The 18475-nt window shown below is 66.6% G+C and carries 17 protein-coding genes; 11 read left to right on the top strand and 6 right to left on the bottom strand.

Annotation, left to right across the window (positions count from 1 at the left end; genetic code table 11):
• Window position 1 precedes the first annotated feature (1 nt).
• Genes ABD687_RS00070 through ABD687_RS00080 form a run of 3 tightly spaced genes read left to right on the top strand, consistent with a single transcriptional unit; the run spans window position 2 to window position 2475 of the window.
• Entirely contained in the window at window positions 2–565 is a 564-nt protein-coding gene (locus ABD687_RS00070; protein ID WP_310288315.1) for an 8-oxo-dGTP diphosphatase, read from the top strand.
• Window positions 566–605: 40 nt separating this feature from the next.
• Entirely contained in the window at window positions 606–1124 is a 519-nt protein-coding gene (locus ABD687_RS00075) for an RNA polymerase sigma factor (RefSeq protein WP_302262500.1), read from the top strand.
• The gene (locus tag ABD687_RS00080) at window positions 1111–2475 is read left to right on the top strand and encodes a hypothetical protein (RefSeq protein WP_310288311.1); all 1365 of its coding nucleotides are present in this window, start codon (window positions 1111–1113) and stop codon (window positions 2473–2475) included. Before ABD687_RS00075 ends, ABD687_RS00080 begins: the two co-directional genes overlap by 14 nt.
• Before the next feature lie 91 nt (window positions 2476–2566).
• Here ABD687_RS00080 and ABD687_RS00085 read toward each other — a convergent pair whose 3' ends face one another.
• The 4 genes from ABD687_RS00085 to ABD687_RS00100 are packed head-to-tail and all read right to left on the bottom strand — an operon-like array spanning window position 2567 to window position 6813.
• Window positions 2567–3703: a bifunctional 2-methylcitrate synthase/citrate synthase gene (locus tag ABD687_RS00085; RefSeq protein WP_264270778.1), complete on the bottom strand. Its 1137-nt coding sequence runs from the start codon at window positions 3701–3703 to the stop codon at window positions 2567–2569.
• 17 nt (window positions 3704–3720) lie between these two features.
• Window positions 3721–4650, bottom strand: a complete 930-nt coding sequence (prpB, locus tag ABD687_RS00090) for a methylisocitrate lyase (protein ID WP_302262496.1) — start codon at window positions 4648–4650, stop codon at window positions 3721–3723.
• 1 nt (window position 4651) lies between these two features.
• Window positions 4652–6169, bottom strand: coding sequence for an MmgE/PrpD family protein (locus ABD687_RS00095; protein WP_264270776.1), 1518 nt, complete (start codon window positions 6167–6169; stop codon window positions 4652–4654).
• The gene (locus ABD687_RS00100; protein WP_302262495.1) at window positions 6166–6813 is read right to left on the bottom strand and encodes a GntR family transcriptional regulator; all 648 of its coding nucleotides are present in this window, start codon (window positions 6811–6813) and stop codon (window positions 6166–6168) included. The genes ABD687_RS00095 and ABD687_RS00100 overlap by 4 nt, the downstream gene beginning before the upstream one ends.
• 162 nt (window positions 6814–6975) lie before the next feature.
• On the opposite strand from ABD687_RS00100, the gene ABD687_RS00105 reads away from it, so the two are divergent.
• Entirely contained in the window at window positions 6976–8880 is a 1905-nt protein-coding gene (locus ABD687_RS00105; protein WP_264270774.1) for an AMP-binding protein, read from the top strand.
• A gap of 10 nt (window positions 8881–8890) precedes the next feature.
• On the opposite strand, the gene ABD687_RS00110 is transcribed toward ABD687_RS00105, so the two are convergent.
• Window positions 8891–9601: a response regulator gene (locus ABD687_RS00110; RefSeq protein ID WP_264270773.1), complete on the bottom strand. Its 711-nt coding sequence runs from the start codon at window positions 9599–9601 to the stop codon at window positions 8891–8893.
• 49 nt (window positions 9602–9650) lie between these two features.
• A complete protein-coding gene (locus ABD687_RS00115) occupies window positions 9651–11342 on the bottom strand; it encodes a sensor histidine kinase (RefSeq protein ID WP_310288303.1) in 1692 nt (563 codons plus the stop codon).
• A 197-nt stretch (window positions 11343–11539) separates the two neighbouring features.
• Here ABD687_RS00115 and ABD687_RS00120 point away from each other — a divergent pair, with 197 nt between their 5' ends.
• The 7 genes from ABD687_RS00120 (at window position 11540) to cmk (ending at window position 18383) form a co-directional block, all read left to right on the top strand.
• Window positions 11540–12856 (top strand): cation:dicarboxylate symporter family transporter, encoded by a 1317-nt coding sequence (locus tag ABD687_RS00120; protein WP_264270771.1) that lies wholly within the window; start codon window positions 11540–11542, stop codon window positions 12854–12856.
• A gap of 216 nt (window positions 12857–13072) precedes the next feature.
• Window positions 13073–13969, top strand: a complete 897-nt coding sequence (locus tag ABD687_RS00125) for a ParA family protein (RefSeq protein WP_372342937.1) — start codon at window positions 13073–13075, stop codon at window positions 13967–13969.
• On the top strand, window positions 13969–14883 hold the full coding sequence (locus tag ABD687_RS00130) for a segregation and condensation protein A (RefSeq protein WP_310288299.1): 915 nt from the start codon (window positions 13969–13971) through the stop codon (window positions 14881–14883). The genes ABD687_RS00125 and ABD687_RS00130 overlap by 1 nt, the downstream gene beginning before the upstream one ends.
• Window positions 14880–15509: an SMC-Scp complex subunit ScpB gene (gene scpB / locus ABD687_RS00135; RefSeq protein ID WP_302262490.1), complete on the top strand. Its 630-nt coding sequence runs from the start codon at window positions 14880–14882 to the stop codon at window positions 15507–15509. Before ABD687_RS00130 ends, scpB begins: the two co-directional genes overlap by 4 nt.
• Window positions 15510–15539: 30 nt before the next feature.
• Entirely contained in the window at window positions 15540–16613 is a 1074-nt protein-coding gene (locus ABD687_RS00140) for a pseudouridine synthase (RefSeq protein WP_264270768.1), read from the top strand.
• A gap of 4 nt (window positions 16614–16617) precedes the next feature.
• On the top strand, window positions 16618–17721 hold the full coding sequence (locus ABD687_RS00145; protein WP_310288296.1) for a prephenate dehydrogenase: 1104 nt from the start codon (window positions 16618–16620) through the stop codon (window positions 17719–17721).
• Entirely contained in the window at window positions 17721–18383 is a 663-nt protein-coding gene (gene cmk, locus ABD687_RS00150; protein ID WP_264270766.1) for a (d)CMP kinase, read from the top strand. Before ABD687_RS00145 ends, cmk begins: the two co-directional genes overlap by 1 nt.
• Window positions 18384–18475 lie beyond the last annotated feature (92 nt).

Raw genomic sequence — 18475 nt, forward strand, 5'->3', positions numbered from 1 at the left:
CATGGAGCACGCATCGACGCAAACCCCCACCCGGGTCGTGTTGTGCCTGCCCGTGGAGCACGGACCAAACGGCACCCAGGTGCTGCTGGGGCTGAAACAGCGCGGGTTCGGTGCCGGACGGGTGGTTGCCCCGGGCGGAAAGATCGAGCCGGGGGAGAGCCCCGAGGCCGCCGCGGTGCGCGAACTGGTCGAGGAAACCTCGCTGGTCGCCGACATTGCTTCGCTGCTGCCCGCAGCCCGGGTCTACTTCCGCTTCCCCGCGAACCCCGCCGCTGACATGGACTGCACCATCTTCCTCACCTCGGCTTTCACCGGCATGGCCAGGCCCTCGGCGGAGCTTGCCCCGGAATGGCATCGGGTGGAGAACCTGCCGTTGGAACGGATGTGGGACGATTCGGCTCTGTGGCTGGGGCGGATCCTGTCGGGTGAACGTTTCGACGCCCTGGTGCGTCTTGCCGCCGACAACGAATCGGTGGACGGCTTTTCCACCGTCAACTGGCCGGGACATGGAATTCCCGCCGCTGATGCAACCGAAGCCGACTTCCCGGACATTACCCAGGCATAAGGGAGCATCCGACATCGGGTGCCGTGAGGGGAGGGAACCCGTGGAAGCGAGAACCGCGTTGCACGTGGAAGAACTGCACCGGCAGTACTCCCAGCGCGTTTACGGATACGTGTACCGGCGAACCAGCGATGTGCAGTCCGCCCAGCAGATCACCAACGACGTTTTCCGCATCGCCTGGCAGCACCAGAAGGAGCCGTCGGAAGATGTGTTGCCGTGGCTGCTGGTGACAGCGCGGAACCTGGTCGCCAATGAATACAGGGCACAACGCCGCCAACGCAGCCTCGTCGAGAAGCTGGGCAGCAGTGAACTGGCCCGCCGCCCGCAGCCGGAGAACGATCCCGGTGCCGCGGTCCGCGAAGTCCTGAACACCTTGCGCCCGCAGGAACGCGAAATCCTGATGCTCGCCTATTGGGATTCACTGAGCCTGGCCGAAATCGCGGCCATTCTCGATTGCTCGCCCGACTCGGCCAAGTCCCGGCTTTTCAGGGCGCGCAAGGCCTTTTCGAAGAAGGCACCGAACCAGATGTTGAAGGGTGGAAGCTCAAATGGACAACATTGAACAGCTCCTGCGAGACGCCGACCCGCGCATGCGCCGGGACTCCGCCGGGCCCCTTCCCCTGGACCTGGAAGAACCACGCCCGGTCTTTACCCAGCAAAAGGTGCGCGCAACACCCAAGCAGCGGCGCTCCTGGCGCCCCGTGGCAGTGGGGGGGATGCTCACCGCCGCAGCGGTGGCCGCGGTGATCGTCTGGTCACCGTGGAACGCCCCTCTTCCGGACCCGCTCCCGGCCATACCACCCACGCCAAGCCCCACGGTCCCCGCGCCGTGGGAAACCGGCGCGGCCGATCCGACCTCACAACCGGAATCATTGCCGTTGCCCAACGGGCTGTTCCCCGCCTACGACGGCGCGCACTTCGCCGCCGACGAGGCCTGCAATGCCCTGTCGCTGCCCGAGATGCAGTTCGCCGACGGCAACGGCAAGCTCCGCAATCCGGGACTGGATGCCGAATCCTTCTCGCTCATTGGTTGCCTGGAGGGATTCGCGGCCTTCACGCCATCGGATCGGTATCGCACCGAGCTTAACGTCGACGACGTTTCCGGTGGCATGCTAATAGCCAAGTGGGATCCCGACGCGGGACGCTGGGTGAGTTCGCCCCTGAAGATCGCCGAGGACGGCGTGGAGGTGCACCAGGAACACCTCAGCTGGCCCCTGCTGCGTGGCTACACCTACGAAGCGGATGAAACGCCCAAGAAACGCATGGACCGGGCCATCAAGGACCAGGAAATACCCCGGCAGGTCGCCGCGACGCTCTTCGGGCCGAACGTGCCTTCGTGGATGGAAGCCGAGAACGGGGCCGAACGCGTCGCCTACGGCAACTCCGTCCTGGAAGTCACCCATCCGTCATGGAGCATGTACGAAAACATGCGCGACGAGGACGGCAAGGCCATGGATCCCGCCACGGCGGATCCACGGGACGCGGCAACCTACCAGTTGATGTTCTTCGATGCGCACGGCAAGGCCGTCTTCAACCTCGGCCTCTTCCCCGACGACCGTCCCGGCCAGGACGGTTCCGAAAGCTGCGGCGACCCGGAGGGGACCTACACGCTGCATGGCCTGAACCCCACCTCCGTGGAGGTCGACGAGGGGAAGCTGGGCTTGGGTCTGGTCACCCAGACCGACGTCTTCGGGATCGAGCGATCCGTGGCCTCGCTGGTCCCGGTCGACAGCGCCAAGGAGGGCAAGCTCTGCGACCTGGCCACCGCCTTCCACCACCAAGGCAAGATGGTCCAATCGGACGCCTGGACCGGACCCATGGGGTTCAAGAACGCGGCCGAGCGCGACGCTTACCTGGAATCCAGCGAGTACCTGCGGGCCATCGAGGTTGCCGAGTCGTTGAGACTCACGTAGGCACAGGCACGAACAAAAAAGCGAGGGAGTTGGCCGGCACCCATTTTGGGTCCCGGCCAACTCCCTCGCAACGTGCTGAGGTCCCGAATGATTACAACGCGCGCTGCTCCGGGCCGTTGTATTCGGACAGCGGGCGTATCAGCGCGTTGGACGCACGCTGTTCCATGATGTGTGCTGTCCAACCCGTGATGCGCGAGGCAATGAAGATCGGGGTGAACATCTCGGTGTCGAAGCCCATCAGGTGGTACGTTGGGCCGGCCGGGTAGTCGAGGTTCGGCTTGATGGCCTTGGCCTCGTCCATGGCCGCTTCGAGTCCGTCATACAGCCCGAGCATTTCACTACGGCCGTAGTAGGCGATCATCTTGTCCAGCGCAGCCTTCATGGTCGGAACGCGGGAATCGCCGTGCTTGTAGACACGGTGGCCGAAGCCCATGACCTTTTTCTTTGCGGCCAGGGCCTCCTCCATCCACGCCTTGGCGCGGGCCGCGGCATCCTGGCGGGATTCGTTCTTGTCGATGCCGATCTCGTGGAAGGTGTGCATCACTGCCTCGTTGGCGCCGCCGTGCAGCGGCCCCTTCAACGCCCCGATTGCCGCGGTGACGGCCGAGTGCAGGTCCGAGAGGGTGGAGGTGACCACACGGGCGGTGAACGTCGAGGCATTGAACGAGTGCTCCGCGTAGAGGACCATCGAAACGCGGAACGCGTCGACCACCTCCGGTGCGGCTTCCTCGCCGAAGGTCATCCACAGGAAGTTCTGGGAGTAGTCCAGATCCTCGCGTGGCTCGATGACACCCAGGCCGCGGCGGCGGCGCTGGTCGTACGCGACAACTGCAGGGAACGCGGCAAAGAGTTCCTTGGCCTTGATGAGTTCGGCCTCGGGGGAGGAATCGTCGGCCAGTGCGTGGTTGGCGCCGATGACCGAGACCGCCGTGCGGCCCACGTCCATCGGGTGGCAATCGAGCGGCAGCAGGTCGATGGCGGCCTTGACGTTGGCGGCCAGGGCGCGCCCTGCCCGCTCGGCCGCGACGAAGTCGGTGAGCTCGATTTCAGTGGGCAGCTCTCCGGTCCACAGCAGCAGGGCCACTTCCTCGAAGCTCTTCCTGGCGGCCAGGTCCTGGACCGGGTATCCACGGTATAGCAGCGAATTCGTCTCCGGATTAACCTTGGAGACCGCCGTGTAGTCGACGACGACGCCGGCGAGGCCCTTCTTGATCTCAGTTTCAGTCATCACTTCGCTCCTGATTCCTACAAATTCGCGTTGTTTGAGTGGATATCCAGATCAGGGACCTGGAAATTGAAGATCCCGGTGTCGAAGCGGTTGTACGCCTCGTAGTCAACCAGCTCGTAGAGACGCGCACGCGTCAACATTGAATCTACCCGAGACTCCTGGGTTCCGTCGGCTGCAAGCGCATCCAGGACGCGTTCGGCCTCTCCCATGGCGCTGCGCAGCAGCGTCACGGGGTAGATGACCATGGCCACGCCGACATCCGCCAGTTGCTGGCGGGTGAACAGGTCGGACTTGCCGAACTCCGTCATGTTCGCCAACACCGGCACGTCAACTGCCTTGCAGACTGCCTCGAACTCGGAAAGGTCCTTCATGGCCTCCGGGAAGATGGCATCCGCGCCGGCATCCACCAGGGCCTTGGCCCGGTTGATGGCTGCATCGAGCCCCTCCACGGCGCGCACGTCGGTGCGGGCCATGATCAGGAAGTTCGAATCCCGCCGGGCATCCGCCGCCGCGGCGATGCGTTTGACCATGGTGTCCAGGTCCACGACGTTCTTGCCGTCGAGGTGGCCGCAACGCTTGGGGTTGAACTGGTCTTCGATGTGGCAGCCGGCCAACCCCGCATGCTCGAGTTCCTGGATGCTGCGGGCCACGTTCATTGGCTCGCCGAATCCGGTGTCCGCGTCAACCAACGAGGGCAGGTCTGTCATCCGGGCGATCTGCCCGGCACGGGTGGCCACCTCGGTGAGCGTGGTCAGCCCGATGTCCGGCAGGCCAAGGTCATTGGCCAGCACGGCACCGGAGATGTAGACGCCGTCGAAGCCCTTTTCCTCGATCAACCGGGCCGAGAGCGGGTTGAAGGCCCCGGGGAACTGGCGTGCGGTTCCCGGAACGAGCATCTCGCGCAGTGCCGCGCGCTTCTGCTCCGGGGTGGTGGTGGAGTACAACATGTTAGAACAGTCCCTTCGGGGCTGCCGCGAGGTCGATGACGCCCGGGGCGGCAACGATGTTCAGCTGGTCAAGCTCGCCGGCACCCAGTTTCTCCAGGTTTTCGGCAGCTGCGATGAACCTGTCGATTTCGTCTTCCTCGACCAGGCCGGCAGCCAGGGTACGGAACTTGTTGATGTACTGCTCGCGGGCGAACGGCCGGGCTCCCAACGGGTGGGCGTCGGCCACGGCGATCTCGTCGGTGATGACGGTGCCGTCGGCCAAGGTGATGACCACCGAGCCGCCGAAGGCCTTCTCGTTGATGTCCAGCGAGTGGTATCGGCGGGTCCACTCCTTGTCTTCCTCAGTGGTGACCTTGTTCCACAGTTCCACGGTGTCGGCACGTCCCGCACGCTCCGGGGAGTAGGAATCCACGTGGTGCCAGGCGCCGTCCTGCAGGGCGACGGTAAAGATGTACGGGATCGAGTGGTCAAGGGTCTCGCGCGAGGCGGTCGGATCGTACTTCTGCGGGTCGTTGGCGCCGGAGCCGATCACGTAGTGCGTGTGGTGGGAAGTCTTGATCAGGACCGAGGCGACGTTCTTGGCGTCGGCGGCTTCCGGGTGTTCACGGTTGAGCTTGCGGGCCAGGTCGATCCAGGCCTGTGCCTGGTATTCGGCCGAGTGCTCCTTGGTGTAGGTGTCCAGGATGGCGCGCTTGGCTTCGCCGGCCTCCGGAAGCGGAACCTCGTAGGCTGCGTCCGGCCCGTCCAGCAGCCAGGCGATGACGCCGTCTTCGCCTTCGTAGATCGGCACCGGCGAGGTCTGGCCGCGCATGGCGCGGTCCGCTGCCTCGACGGCCATCTTGCCGGCGAAGGCAGGTGCGTGGGCCTTCCAGGTGGAGATCTCGCCCTTGCGCGACTGGCGGGTGGCGGTGGTGGTGTGCAGGCCCTGGCCCACGGCCTGGAAAATGGTTTCGACATCCAGGCCGAGCAGGGTGCCGATGCCGGCGGAGGCCGACGGGCCCAGGTGTGCCACGTGGTCGATCTTGTGCTTGTGCAGGCAGATCGCCTTGACCAGGTCGACCTGGATCTCGTAGCCGGTGGCGATGCCGCGGATCAGGTCCTTGCCCGAAGCCCCGGTGTGCTGTGCCACCGACAGGATCGGCGGGATGTTGTCGCCCGGGTGGGAGTACTCGGCGGCCAGGAAGGTGTCGTGGTAGTCGAGCTCGCGCACCGCCACGCCGTTGGCCCAGGCTGCCCATTCGGGGGAGACCTTCTCGGTGATGCCGAAGACCGAGGCACCCTTGCCGCCGGTGGACGGGGCGTGGGTCAGGGCCTGGGCACGTGCTGCAACGATCGGACCGCGGTTCAGCGAGGCAATGGCAACGGAGGCGTTGTCGATGATGCGGTTGATGATCATCTCGGTGACCTCTGCGGTGACCTCTACCGGGTCGGCTGCAACGGTAGCGATCTTGTGCGCGAGCTGATCCTCGCGGGCAAGGTTTTCTTCACTGCGGTACACGCGTACGGGGTGGTTGATCATGGGGTGTCCTCTCGGGGTCCAGCATGGGTTTTGATGTGTTCAAGACTGTGGTGCAGGTGCAATTGGGTGGCCGCCGCGGCGACCTCCGGATTTCGGGCCGCGATGGCCTCGGCGATCGCCGCGTGTTCAAGCGCGGACCTCGCCAGTCTTTCGGGGTCGTCCTGTGCCAGGCGGCGGACCCGGGCCAGATGGACCCGCAGTGAGCGCAGGGCCTGTTCGATGTAGGGGTTGTCCACCGCGGCATCGATGCAGCTGTCGAGTTCCCCGGCCAACAGGTAGTAGGCCTCGCGGGTTTCGGGGCCGGTGCAGCGTCCCGCCTCCAGGAAGCGGGAGCGCAGCGACGCAAAGGTGGCCGGCTCGGCTTTTCGCGCCGCAATGCGGGCGGATTCGACCTCGAGGGCGCGACGCAGGTCAAAAAGGTCGTCAACGTGCTCGCTCGAGACGTCGGAGACCACGGCACCGCGGCCGCGCTGCTGAACTGCCAGCCCGTCGGCGACCAGCCGGGCCAGGGCCTCACGCAGCGGGGTGCGTGAAACACCTAGGCGTTCGGCCTGTTCAACCTCGCCCAGCACGGCACCGGGACGCAACCGCCATTCGACGATGTCCGTTCGCAGTGCCTCATAAGCCTTGTCGCTTGCCCTCATGCCGTTAATTGTATACAGAAAAGCCACAAAGTCACGCGAAGCATGAGACTTTATTCCAAAATAGTCCGTTCGTGTATACATTCATCTTGAAATTGTGTGGCGGGAGTCATATGCTCAGTGGGACCCGATCAAGTACCTGATACGAATGGATGGACGGTTCGCATGGCACCGACCTACGCGCAGACCTTTGCCGAAGCCAAGACCGACCCCGCAGCCTTTTGGCTCAATGCGGCCGCATCAATCGATTGGGAGCAGAAGCCCACCGCCGGACTGGATGAGAGCCGCGCGCCGATCTATGCGTGGTACCCCGACGGGGTCCTCAACGTTTGCCACAACGCCCTGGACCGCCACGTTGCGGCGGGTCGCGGGGAGAACACCGCACTGATCTACGACTCCGCGGTCCTGGGCATCCAGGAACGCTTCAGCTACGCCGAGCTGCTGGCCAAGGTCGAGAAGTTCGCCGGTGTCCTGCGGGATGCGGGGATCGGGATCGGCGACCGGGTGCTGATCTATCTGCCGATGATTCCGCAGGCACACATCGCCATGCTTGCCTGCGCCCGCATCGGCGCTGTGCACTCGGTGGTCTTCGGCGGATTCGCCCCCAAGGAACTGGCCGCACGCATCGACGACGCCACCCCTGCCGCCATCGTCACCGCGACCGGCGGCATCGAGCCCTCGCGCCGCATCGAATACCTGCCCGCCGTCGCCGAGGCCATGGGGATGGCCGGCCACAAGGTTTCCACCGTCATCGTCCACCACCGTGACGGCTTCGCGCACCAGCGCTCCGAGTTCGCCGGCACCGACGCCACCTGGCACGACTGGGACGACTTGGCCGCGCTCGCCGAACCCGCCGCCGCGGTTCCGGTGCCCGCCACCCACCCCCTCTACATCCTCTACACCTCCGGGACCACCGGCGCCCCCAAGGGCGTGGTGCGCGATTCGGGCGGCTACACGGTGGCCATGGACTTCTCGATGCGCAACATCTACGGCGTTGGACCGGGCTCCACCATGCTCACCGCCTCCGACGTCGGCTGGGTGGTCGGGCACTCCTACATCGTCTACGGCCCGCTGATCGCCGGTGCCACCACGGTCCTCTACGAAGGCAAGCCCGTGGGCACCCCCGACGCAGGGGCCTTCTGGCGGCTCATTCAGGACCACAAGGTGGACACCTTCTTCACCGCTCCCACCGCGCTGCGCGCCATCCGCAAGGCCGACCCCGCCGCCGAGCTGATGGCCGGCTACGACCTGTCCAGCCTCAGGAACTTCTTCGTGGCGGGGGAGCGACTGGACCCCGACACCTACGCCTGGGCCGGGGAAAAGCTCGGGGTGCCGGTGGTGGACAACTGGTGGCAAACCGAGACCGGCTGGCCCATTGCCTCGAACCCTGTGGGCCTTGAGGTGCTGGAGCCCAAGGCCGGCTCTCCCACTGTCCCGGTGCCCGGGTACGACGTGCGGATCCTCGACGGGCTCGGTGCCGAGGTGGGGGCAGGCGAAGAGGGCAACATCGCCATCAAGCTCCCGCTGCCCCCGGGCACCCTGGCCACGCTGTGGGGAAACGACCAGCGCTTCATCGAAACCTATCTGGAGCAGTTCCCCGGCTATTACGCCACGGGGGACTCCGGCTATCTCGATGCCGACGGCTACCTCTTTGTCATGGGCCGCACCGACGACGTCATCAACGTCTCCGGGCACCGGCTCTCCACCGGCGCCATGGAACAGGTGCTTGGCTCCCATCCCGCGGTTGCGGAATGCGCGGTCATCGGGGTCGCCGATGAGCTCAAGGGCCAGCGCCCCAGCGGATACGTGGTGCTCAAGAGCGGGGCAGGGATCTCCGAGGAGGATCTGGCCGGGGAACTTGTCGCGATGGTGCGGGCCCACATCGGCCCGGTCGCGGACTTCCGCGAGGTCCGCATCGTGGCGGCGCTGCCCAAGACCCGCTCGGGCAAGATCCTGCGCAAGACCATGCGGCAGATCGCCGACGGCAAGCCCTACGCGGTGCCCTCCACCATCGAGGACCCGGCGGTCATCGATGAACTCATCCCGTTCCTGCGCCCGGCGGGCCGGTAGGCCAGGGGGCCTACGCCCTGGGGCGCCAGCTGTATTCGTACTCCGGGCGCCCCCGGGTCCCGTGCCGCGGGGCCTTGGCGGCCTGCCCGGTCTCTGCCAGGTGCTCCAGGTAGCGACGTGCGGTGACGCGGGAGAGGTCCAGCAATTCTGATACCTCGGTGGCCGAGAGTGCCGCGCTCGCCGAGCGAAGCGCCTCGGCGATGGCGCCCAGGGTCTCGGTGATCAGCCCCTTGGGCAGCGGGGCCGGGCCGACCGAACGCAGAGCGGCAAAGGCGTTGTCGATTGACTCCTGGGAGGCCGACTGGCCGGTGGTGCCCAGGTTGAAGCGGAACATCCGGTAGTTTTCGAGTTTCTCGGAAAACGCGGCAAAGCCGAAGGGCTTGATCAGGTATTGGGTCACGCCCGCGGAGATGGCGGTGCGCACCACGTTCAGGTCCCGGATCGCGGTGATCGCGATGATGTCCACGGTGTTGCCGCGCCCACGCACCCGCCGGGCCACGTCCAATCCGTGCAAGTCGGGCAGGTTCATGTCCAGCAGCACCAGGTCGATGGGCGTGCCGGCCTCCTGGGCCGCATCCAGGGCTGCGAAGGCCTCTTGGCCGCTGTGCGCAATGGCCTGCACCTCGAAGCCGGGGACGCGGGCGACGTACTTGGCGTGCGCAGCGGCGGTGGTGGCCTCGTCGTCAACCACGAGAACGCGGAGGTCTCTGTGCGGATCCATGTACCTGTGCTTCCTGGGGGGGTCTTGGTGTGGGGCGGGTGCCGGCGGCCTAAGGCGCGGAACGCACCGGCCGGGAGAGCGGCAGCGTCACGGTGAAAATGGCCCCGGCATCATTATCCACTTCCAGGAACCCGCCCAGGCGTGCGACCGCCTGGCGCACCAGCGCCAGTCCCAGCCCGCGCGACCCGCTTCCCGCGGCCACCGGCTTGGAGGAAACACCCAGCCGAAAGTACTCGTCGAGCAAATCAGGGTCGACGCCTGGCCCGGAATCGGCGACCGAGACCACCACCGAGTCGTCGTCGGCGGCGAAGTCGGCCCAGACACGGCGCTGCTCCGACCCGGCCGCGGCATCGAAGGCGTTGTCCAAAAGGTTCCCGGTGATCGTCACCAGGTCCCTGGCATCCAGCGCGCCGGCGGGCAGGTGCCCCGAGGCGGAGAAGGTCAGCGTGATGCCGCGTTCGTGGGCCTGCGCGGCCTTGCCCACCAGCAGCGAAGTCAGGTAGGGCTCGTCGACTGCCTGCACGAACTCGTCGGTGAGCCGCTGGGACTCCTGACGGTCCGCCACCGCGAACTCCAGCGCCTCGCGCTCCCGGCCCAGCTCGATGAGCGTGGCCACGGTGTGCAGCCGGTTGGCGTGCTCGTGGGTCTGGGCGCGCAGCGCCTCGGTGAGCGTGGTGAGGGACTCGAGCTGCCCGGTCAGCGCCTGGACCTCGGTGTGGTCGCGCAGCGTCGCCACCGTGCCCAGCGAGCTCTCCACCTGCTTGCGGCGCAGCGTCCAGCGCACCCGCGCCCCGGGATCCGAATCGGGCTGCTCGGCGTTCTGTTGGGAAATCACCAGCACCCGGTTCTGGGTCAGGTGGATCTCGTCGGTGGCGCGCCGGCCCGAGGCAAAGAGTTCGGCAACCGTTTCCGGCAGCCCCACCTGCACGACCGGCAGCGGGCGCAGGGAACCGGCGGGCGGCAGGCCCAGCAGCTGGGCGGCCTGGTCGTTGTAGAGCACCAGCCGGCCTTTGGCATCCACCAGGACCAGTCCCTCGCGCAGCGAATGCAGCGCGGAAAAGTAATAGGCGTAGAGCCGGCGCAGCTCCTCCGGGCCGTAGCCCAGGGTGGCGCGGCGCAGGTAGCGGGACAGCGCATAGGTGAACACGCCCCCGAGGCCCACCGCCAGCAGCCCCACCAGCAGCGTGGCGGGAATGAGGGCTGCCTGGGTGACACTGAGGGACTGCAGGGTCACGCCCACCGAGACCATCGCGATCACGTTTCCGCCGGGGTCGCGGATCGGGGAGATGGCGCGCACTGAGGGGCCCAGGGTGCCGGGGTAGTCCTCCACCTGGCTGTCCCCGGCCAGGGCCCGCTCGACGCTGCCCACGTACTTGCGCCCGATCTCGCTTGGGGTGGGGTGGGTGTAGCGGGTGCGGTCGGTGTCCATGATGGTCACGAAATCCACCTGGGCGTGTTCCAGGATTTGCGCCGCAAAGGGTTGCAGCGCCACCGACGGGTCGGGAAGCTGCACCCCGTCGATCACGAACGGATCGTGCGAGAGCGTCTCGGCGACAGATAGCACCCGCTTGGCGGCGAAATCGTGTGCCTGGGCGCGGGCATTGAGGTAGCCCGCGGCGCTGACCACCGACACCACCAGTGCCACCAGCGCCAGCTGCGCGACGAAGATGCGGGCGGCCAGCGAATACGGGCCTCGGCCGCGCGGATGCGCGGCGGGGGAGCGGCGATCGGCTGTTGGCATGGGCGGCTTCCCCCCTTCGTGTGGTTCCTCGGTGGCGCGCAACGCGCACCTCAAGGGTGGCACGTCAACAAACCCGCCATGACCATTATGAACACAAGAGAGATCTCGATCACTCCGGGCCCCACCATGGATGAAGAGCTCACGGCGCATCCAATCGCCGCCCCACACCGAAGCAACATTTTCCAGAAGGAGCCATCATGGCAACGACGCCGGCATCGAGCGGAGTCCTGGACCGGGACCCCATCGGGAACCAGGAACCACCTCTCAAGAAGGACCGCACCCACTGGCTGTACATCATGGTGATCGTAGCCGTGGTCGCCGGCGCCACCATCGGCCTGGTGGCCCCGGACCTCGGCAAGGCGCTCAAGCCGCTGGGCACCGGTTTCGTCGCCCTGATCAAGATGATCATCGCACCTGTCATCTTCTGCACCATCGTGCTGGGCATCGGCTCGATCGCCAAGGCCGCCACGGTCGGCAAGGTCGGCGGGCTCGCGCTGCTCTACTTCATCACCATGTCCACCTTCGCCCTGGCCATCGGCCTGTTCGTCGGCAACCTGGTCCACCCGGGCTCCGGCCTGCAGCTGCAGCCCTATGAGGGTGCCGCCGGCGGAGCCGAAAACGCCACCGTCAAGTTCCTGCTCGAGCTGATCCCGGGCGACATCCCGGTGCTGCCCACCTTGGTCCTGGCGCTCTTCGTGGGCTTCGCCCTGCAGTCCATGGGCAAGAGCGGCGAGCCGGTGCTCGGTGCCATCAAGAACATCCAGGCCGTGGTCTTCCGCCTGATGATGATGATCATGTGGGCCGCCCCGATCGGTGCCTTCGGCGCCATCGCCGCGGTCGTCGGCGCCACCGGTTGGGCAGCCATCGGCTCCATGGCCATCCTCATGGGCGCCTTCTACGTCACCTGTGCCCTGTTCATCATCGTGATCCTCGGCTCGCTGCTGCGCGCCGTGACCGGCCTGAACATCTTCGCGCTGATGAAGTACCTGGCCCGCGAATACCTGCTGATCTTCTCCACCTCCTCCTCCGAGTCCGCCCTGCCGCGCTTGATCGCCAAGATGGAACACGTGGGCGTCTCCAAGCCGGTCGTGGGCATCACGGTTCCCACCGGCTACTCCTTCAACCTCGACGGCACCGCGATCTACCTGACCATGAGCGCATTGTTCGTTTCCACCGCCATGGGCATGCCGATGAACATCGGCGAGCAGATCTCCCTGCTGGTCTTCATGATCGTCGCCTCCAAGGGCGCCGCCGGGGTCACCGGCGCCGGCCTGGCCACGCTGGCGGCCGGACTGCAGTCGCACCGCCCGGAACTGCTTGACGGCATGGGCGTGATCGTGGGCATCGACAAGTTCATGTCCGAGGCCCGCGCACTGACCAACTTCACCGGAAACGCTGTCGCCACGCTGCTGATCGGCAAGTGGACCAAGGAAATCGACATGGAGCAGGCCCGCTCGGTGCTTGCCGGGGACCGTCCCTTCGACGAGCTCTCGCTGACCGCCAACGAGCACTAACACCGGCGCCGCTTCCGCGGCACCCGGTACCAGCGCCAGGGACCCCCGCATCCGGGGCCCTGGCGTTGGTGCGTCCGGCACCAAACCAACGTTGGACTTCAACTTCAAGGTAAAGGCTCGCCGTGACGCTGGTTGGGCAAAGGCCGGTGCACAACCTATACCCTTGAAACAAGTAGTCAACCAGATCGCACAACGAACGGAAGCGTGGTTCATACCGTGAGCGAGGAACAGGGCAGCAAGGCGCGAGGCGTGGGGTTGCTCAAGGAGCCCACCCCCATGGGGCCCACCGGGCGCCCGATGACGATTTTCCCCGAACCGCAGCCACTGGAATCCCACGGCCCGGCCCGCGTGATCGCCATGGTCAACCAAAAGGGCGGCGTCGGCAAGACGACCTCCACCATCAACCTCGCGGCGGCCCTGGCCGAATACGGGCGCAAGGTGCTGCTGGTCGACTTCGACCCACAGGGCGCCCTGTCCGCTGGCTTCGGCACCAACCCGCACGAACTCGACGTCACCGTCTACAACGTGCTGATGGACCGCAAGACCGAGATCCGCGACGCCATCCTGGGCACGGATGTCGAGAACGTCGACCTGTTGCCGGCCAACATCGACCTCTCCGCCGCCGAGGTGCAGCTGGTCAACGAAGTCGCCCGCGAACAGGTCCTGGAACGTGCCCTGCGCTCGGTGACCGATGACTACGACATCGTGCTCATCGACTGCCAGCCCTCGCTGGGCCTGCTGACCGTCAACGCGCTGACGGCCGCTCACGGCGTGATCATCCCGCTGACCGCAGAGTTCTTCGCACTGCGTGCCGTGGCCCTGCTGGTGGAGACCATCGAGAAGGTCCAGGACCGGCTGAACCCCGCCCTGGCCATCGACGGCGTGCTGGCCACCATGTACGACCCGCGCACGCTGCACGGCCGCGAGGTCGTCGGCCGGCTGGTCGAGGCCTTCGGGGACACCGTCTTCGAGACGGTCATCCGCCGGACCATCAAGTTCGCCGACGCCAACGTTGCTGCCGAACCCATCACCAGCTACGCCACCACGCACCCGGGTGCCGAGGCCTACCGCCAGCTCGCCAGGGAACTGATCTCCCGCGGCGGCGCCCCGTAATGACGGCACCCGCCGCCGAAACCACCGCCACCGGCAGAGTCGTCCCAGACGATTCGGCCGGTGGCTTTCGGGTTTCGCTGGAAAACTTTTCCGGCCCCTTCGACCTGCTGCTTTCGCTGATCGCCAAGCGCGAAATGGATATCACCCAGATCGCCATGGCAGAGGTCACCGACGAATTCATCGCCTACCTGAAGCTGCTCCAGGCCCGGCCGGGGTCCAAGGCGCTGGATGAGACCACCGAGTTCCTGGTCATCGCCTCCACGCTGCTTGACCTGAAGGCGGCACGCCTGCTGCCGGGCAGCGAGACGGAAAACGACGAGGACATGGCCCTGCTCGAGGCCCGCGACCTGCTCTTCGCCCGGCTGCTGCAGTACAAGGCGTTCAAGCACGCCGCCGGCTGGATCGCCGGGAAGCTGCACGAGGAAGCCACCAGCTTCCCGCGGCAGGCGGGCCTGGAGGCGCACTTCGCCGCGCTGCTTCCCGAACTGGTCTTCAAGACCAGCCCCGAGGCACTGGCGCAGCTGGCCGCCGCAGCCCTGGCACCCAAGGCACCGGCACCCACCGAGGTCGGGACCGGGCACCTGCACGGCGGCACCGTGTCGGTGCGCGAGCAGGCAGGCATCCTGGCAGCACTGCTGAAGGAACACCGCTCGCTGAGCTTCACCGCGCTGGTCGCCGACGCGGCAAGCCACCTGGAGGTCGTGGCCCGCTTCCTGGCGCTGCTGGAAATGTATCGCGAACGGGTGATCGCCTTTTCCCAGGATGCGCCGCTGGATGCGCTGAACGTGCGCTGGGTTGAACCCGATGCGGACTGGGACCCTGCCGCGCTGAAAGAGGAATACGAACCCGTGGCCGCTGAACCGTCCGAGACATCCACCACGTTGGCACCAGACCCGCAGGGGGGAAATCCATGAACCACACCGCCACACCTGCCGCCGGGGGGCTTCCCGAAGCCGCCGGGTCGGCAATAGACGCACTGCCCGGGGGGCTGGAAGCCGGCATCGAGGCGGTGCTGATGGTGATCGACGAGCCCATCGCCGCCGGCCACCTCGCGCAGGTGCTTGAGGTCAGTGAGGAACGCGTCACAGCGGCCCTTGAAAAGCTGCGGGCACAGTATGATGGTGGGGATACACCACGCGGTTTTGAGCTGCGTGAATTGGCCGGCGGCTGGCGCATCTTCTCCCGACGTGATTTTGCTCCCTTCGTTTCACGCTTCGTCATCGACGGCCAAACGGCAAGACTTACCCAGGCAGCGCTGGAGACTTTGGCAGTGATCGCCTACCGGCAACCGGTTTCCCGCGGCAGGATCGCGGCGATTCGCGGGGTCAACGTCGATTCGGTGGTGCGCACACTCCTGACGCGCGGGCTGATCCACGAAGCACCCGACGACGGTGAAAGTGGTGCCACGTTGTATCAGACCACCTCGTACTTTCTGGAAAGATTGGGATTGGGCAGCGTTTCCGAGCTGCCCAGGCTCTCCCCGCATCTTCCCGGAGTGGGTGACATCGACGACTATGACGTTGATTCGCCCTGGCAATAGGCGAACCACGAAACAACATAAGGACAGATCATGAACCAGGGATCCCGCCCAGGCCGCGGCAACCAGCGCCCACAAGGCTCCGGCTCCGGCAACGGCCGCGGCCGAGGAGCAACCGGTGCTGGCCGTTCCAACCAAAATCCACGCTCGTCAAACCCGCGCCCGGGCTCCGAAGGCGGCAACGAGTCATCTGCCGGTTCCTGGTCCAAGGCACACGGCGGACCCAAGCAGTCCAAGAAGTCAGGTGCCCCGGGCAAGAAGAAGTACACCGGCCCCCAGGCCTTCGGCAAGGAACGCTTCGGCAAGAACCTCGGCCCGGTCAACACCGAGCGCACCAAGCCCACGCAGCGGGCCCAGGCAGCCGCCGCCCACTCCGATCTCGAGGGTGTGCGCCTGCAGAAGGTCATGGCCAACGCGGGTGTGGCCTCGCGCCGCGTCTGTGAGGAAATGATCGCCAACGGCCGCGTCGAGGTCAACGGCGTGCTGATCACCGAGGCGGGCATCCGCATCGACCCCGAGCGCGACACCGTGCACGTGGACGGCATGCGCCTGCAGCTGAACGCCGACATGCGCTACTTCGTCTTCAACAAGCCGCGCAACGTCGTCTCCACCATGGAGGACCCCGAGGGCCGCAAGTGCATCTCTGACTTCATCCGCAAGAAGGGCCAGGAGCGCCTCTTCCACGTCGGGCGCCTCGACTACCAGACCGAGGGCCTGCTGATCCTGACCAATGACGGCGAGGCCGCCAACCGGCTGGCCCACCCGTCCTACGAGGTCCCCAAGACCTACCTCGTGCAGGTCCGCGGACCGATGGCCGCCGGCATCGGCGCGCAGATGAAGAAGGGCATCAAGCTCGAGGACGGCTGGCAGTCGGTCGATTCCTTCAAGCTGGTCGACTCCACCCCGGGCCACGTGCTCGTGGAAGTCATCCTGCACTCGGGCCGCAACCGCATCGTCCGCCGCCTCTTCGAAGAGGTAGGACACCCGGTGACCCGCCTGGTCCGCGTCCAGGTCGGCCCGATCCGCCTGGGCGACCAGAAGCAGGGCACCATCCGCCCGCTGGGCAACCAGGAAGTCGGGCACCTGCTGGCAATGGTGGGGATGTAGCCACATGCCCACCACGCACCTGGCCGGACCGATTCTGGTCATCGGCACCGGGCTGCTGGGCACCAGCGTCGGGCTGGGGTTGAGCCAGCGCGGACTGAACGTCTGGCTTGCCGACCCCTCGCCCAGCGCACAAATCGTCGCGCAGGACATCGGCGCGGGCACCATCGCCGTCCCCGGGCGCCCGCTGGCGCCCGAGCTGGTCGTCGTCGGCGCCCCGCCGGACGTCACCGCCGCGGTCGTGGCGCAGGCCCTTCTCGACTTCCCGATGTCAACCGTGGTGGACATCGCCTCCGTCAAGGGCTCGATCCTCGAGGCCGTGCGGGCGGATCCGCGCATCGGCGAGGAACACCTGAGCCGCTACGTGGGCACGCACCCGATGTCGGGGCGCGAGCGCTCCGGCCCGGCCGCTGCCCGCGGCGAACTGTTCACCTCCATGCCGTGGGTGATCTGTGCCCATGCCGGATCGCGCGGCGACTCGGTGAAGACCGCCGAGGCGCTGGCCATCGACCTGGGGGCCACGGTCGCCCGGATGAATGCCGCCGACCACGACGCGGCCGTCGCACTGATCTCGCACTTCCCGCAGGTGGCCTCCTCGCTGATTGCCTCCCGGTTGCTGAACGCGCCGGGGCATTCGCTGGCGCTTGCCGGGAACGGGCTGCGCGACACCACGCGGATCGCGGCCTCGGACCCGAAGCTGTGGATCCAGATCCTCAGCCACAATGCCGGCGCCCTGGTGCCGATCCTGCGCGGCATGCAAGAGGACCTGCAGCGGCTTGTCGCTACGCTCGAGGATCCCTCGGCCCCCGGTGCGCTGCTTGATCTCGCCCAGCTGATGGGGGAGGGCAACGCCGGGCAGGCCAGGATCCCTGGCAAGCACGGCGCGCCGCCGCAGGCCTTCGCCCTGGTCACCGTCGCGGTCAAGGACAAGCCGGGGCAGGTGGCCAGGTTGCTGGCCGACGTCGGGAACGCCGGGATCAACATGGAAGACCTGCGGATGGAACACTCCGCCGGGCACCAGGTCGGGCTGGTAGACATCTCCGTCATCCCCGGACGCCGGGAAGAATTGATCACGGTGCTCAGCGCACTTGGATGGAAGGTAGTGCAGTAATGCGGAAAATCACGGTTGCAGTCGACGGCCCCTCGGGCAGCGGAAAGTCCTCGGTATCCAAGGAAACGGCGCGCCGTCTGGGTGCCGCCTACCTCGACACCGGCGCCATGTACCGCGCGGTGACCTGGCACGCGCTGGATGCCGGCACCGACCTGTCCGACGCCGAGGCGGTTGCCGCCGCAGTCAAGGCGGCCGACTTGTTCATCTCCACCGATCCGGACGTGGAACGCATCACCATCCACGGCACCGACGTGACCGAGGCGATCCGCGAACCGTTTGTCTCCGAGGCCGTATCTGCGGTGGCCACCAACCTTGCCGCCCGGGCCGAGCTGGTCGCACGGCAGCGGGCCATCATTGCCGCGCACGAACGCATCGTGGCCGAGGGCCGGGACATCACCACCGTGGTGGCCCCGGACGCCGACGCCCGCATCCTGCTCACCGCCTCCGAGGAGGCGCGCCTGCGCCGCCGCGGCCTGCAGCTCGGCGGAACCCAGTCGGACGCCGAATTGCAGGCCCAGGTGCTCGTCCGCGACGCCAAGGACTCCACGGTGGTGGACTTCCACGTCGCCGCCGACGGGGTGGCCACCGTGGACTCCTCGGAGATGGACTTCGAGCAAACGGTGACAGCCGTGCTCGAGGCCATCAAGGCCCAGGCCGACTAATAGAACCTCCCGATCCGCCGCCGGCGGATCACCATCCCCGCCCCGGTGCGCAGCGAATGCTGCGCGCCAAGGCGGGGTACATGCTTGAATTG

The organism is Paeniglutamicibacter sulfureus, from assembly GCF_039535115.1.
GTDB lineage: Bacteria > Actinomycetota > Actinomycetes > Actinomycetales > Micrococcaceae > Paeniglutamicibacter > Paeniglutamicibacter sulfureus.

Bases quoted from the DNA above. Each gene is read 5' to 3' on its own strand.
- ABD687_RS00070 (WP_310288315.1), top strand. From the start codon at position 2: ATGGAGCACGCATCGACGCAAACCCCCACCCGGGTCGTGTTGTGCCTG.
- ABD687_RS00080 (WP_310288311.1), top strand. From the start codon at position 1,111: ATGGACAACATTGAACAGCTCCTGCGAGACGCCGACCCGCGCATGCGC.
- ABD687_RS00085 (WP_264270778.1), bottom strand. From the start codon at position 3,703: ATGACTGAAACTGAGATCAAGAAGGGCCTCGCCGGCGTCGTCGTCGAC.
- prpB (WP_302262496.1), bottom strand. From the start codon at position 4,650: ATGTTGTACTCCACCACCACCCCGGAGCAGAAGCGCGCGGCACTGCGC.
- ABD687_RS00095 (WP_264270776.1), bottom strand. From the start codon at position 6,169: ATGATCAACCACCCCGTACGCGTGTACCGCAGTGAAGAAAACCTTGCC.
- ABD687_RS00100 (WP_302262495.1), bottom strand. From the start codon at position 6,813: ATGAGGGCAAGCGACAAGGCTTATGAGGCACTGCGAACGGACATCGTC.
- ABD687_RS00105 (WP_264270774.1), top strand. From the start codon at position 6,976: ATGGCACCGACCTACGCGCAGACCTTTGCCGAAGCCAAGACCGACCCC.
- ABD687_RS00110 (WP_264270773.1), bottom strand. From the start codon at position 9,601: ATGGATCCGCACAGAGACCTCCGCGTTCTCGTGGTTGACGACGAGGCC.
- ABD687_RS00115 (WP_310288303.1), bottom strand. From the start codon at position 11,342: ATGCCAACAGCCGATCGCCGCTCCCCCGCCGCGCATCCGCGCGGCCGA.
- ABD687_RS00120 (WP_264270771.1), top strand. From the start codon at position 11,540: ATGGCAACGACGCCGGCATCGAGCGGAGTCCTGGACCGGGACCCCATC.
- ABD687_RS00130 (WP_310288299.1), top strand. From the start codon at position 13,969: ATGACGGCACCCGCCGCCGAAACCACCGCCACCGGCAGAGTCGTCCCA.
- scpB (WP_302262490.1), top strand. From the start codon at position 14,880: ATGAACCACACCGCCACACCTGCCGCCGGGGGGCTTCCCGAAGCCGCC.
- ABD687_RS00140 (WP_264270768.1), top strand. From the start codon at position 15,540: ATGAACCAGGGATCCCGCCCAGGCCGCGGCAACCAGCGCCCACAAGGC.
- ABD687_RS00145 (WP_310288296.1), top strand. From the start codon at position 16,618: ATGCCCACCACGCACCTGGCCGGACCGATTCTGGTCATCGGCACCGGG.
- cmk (WP_264270766.1), top strand. From the start codon at position 17,721: ATGCGGAAAATCACGGTTGCAGTCGACGGCCCCTCGGGCAGCGGAAAG.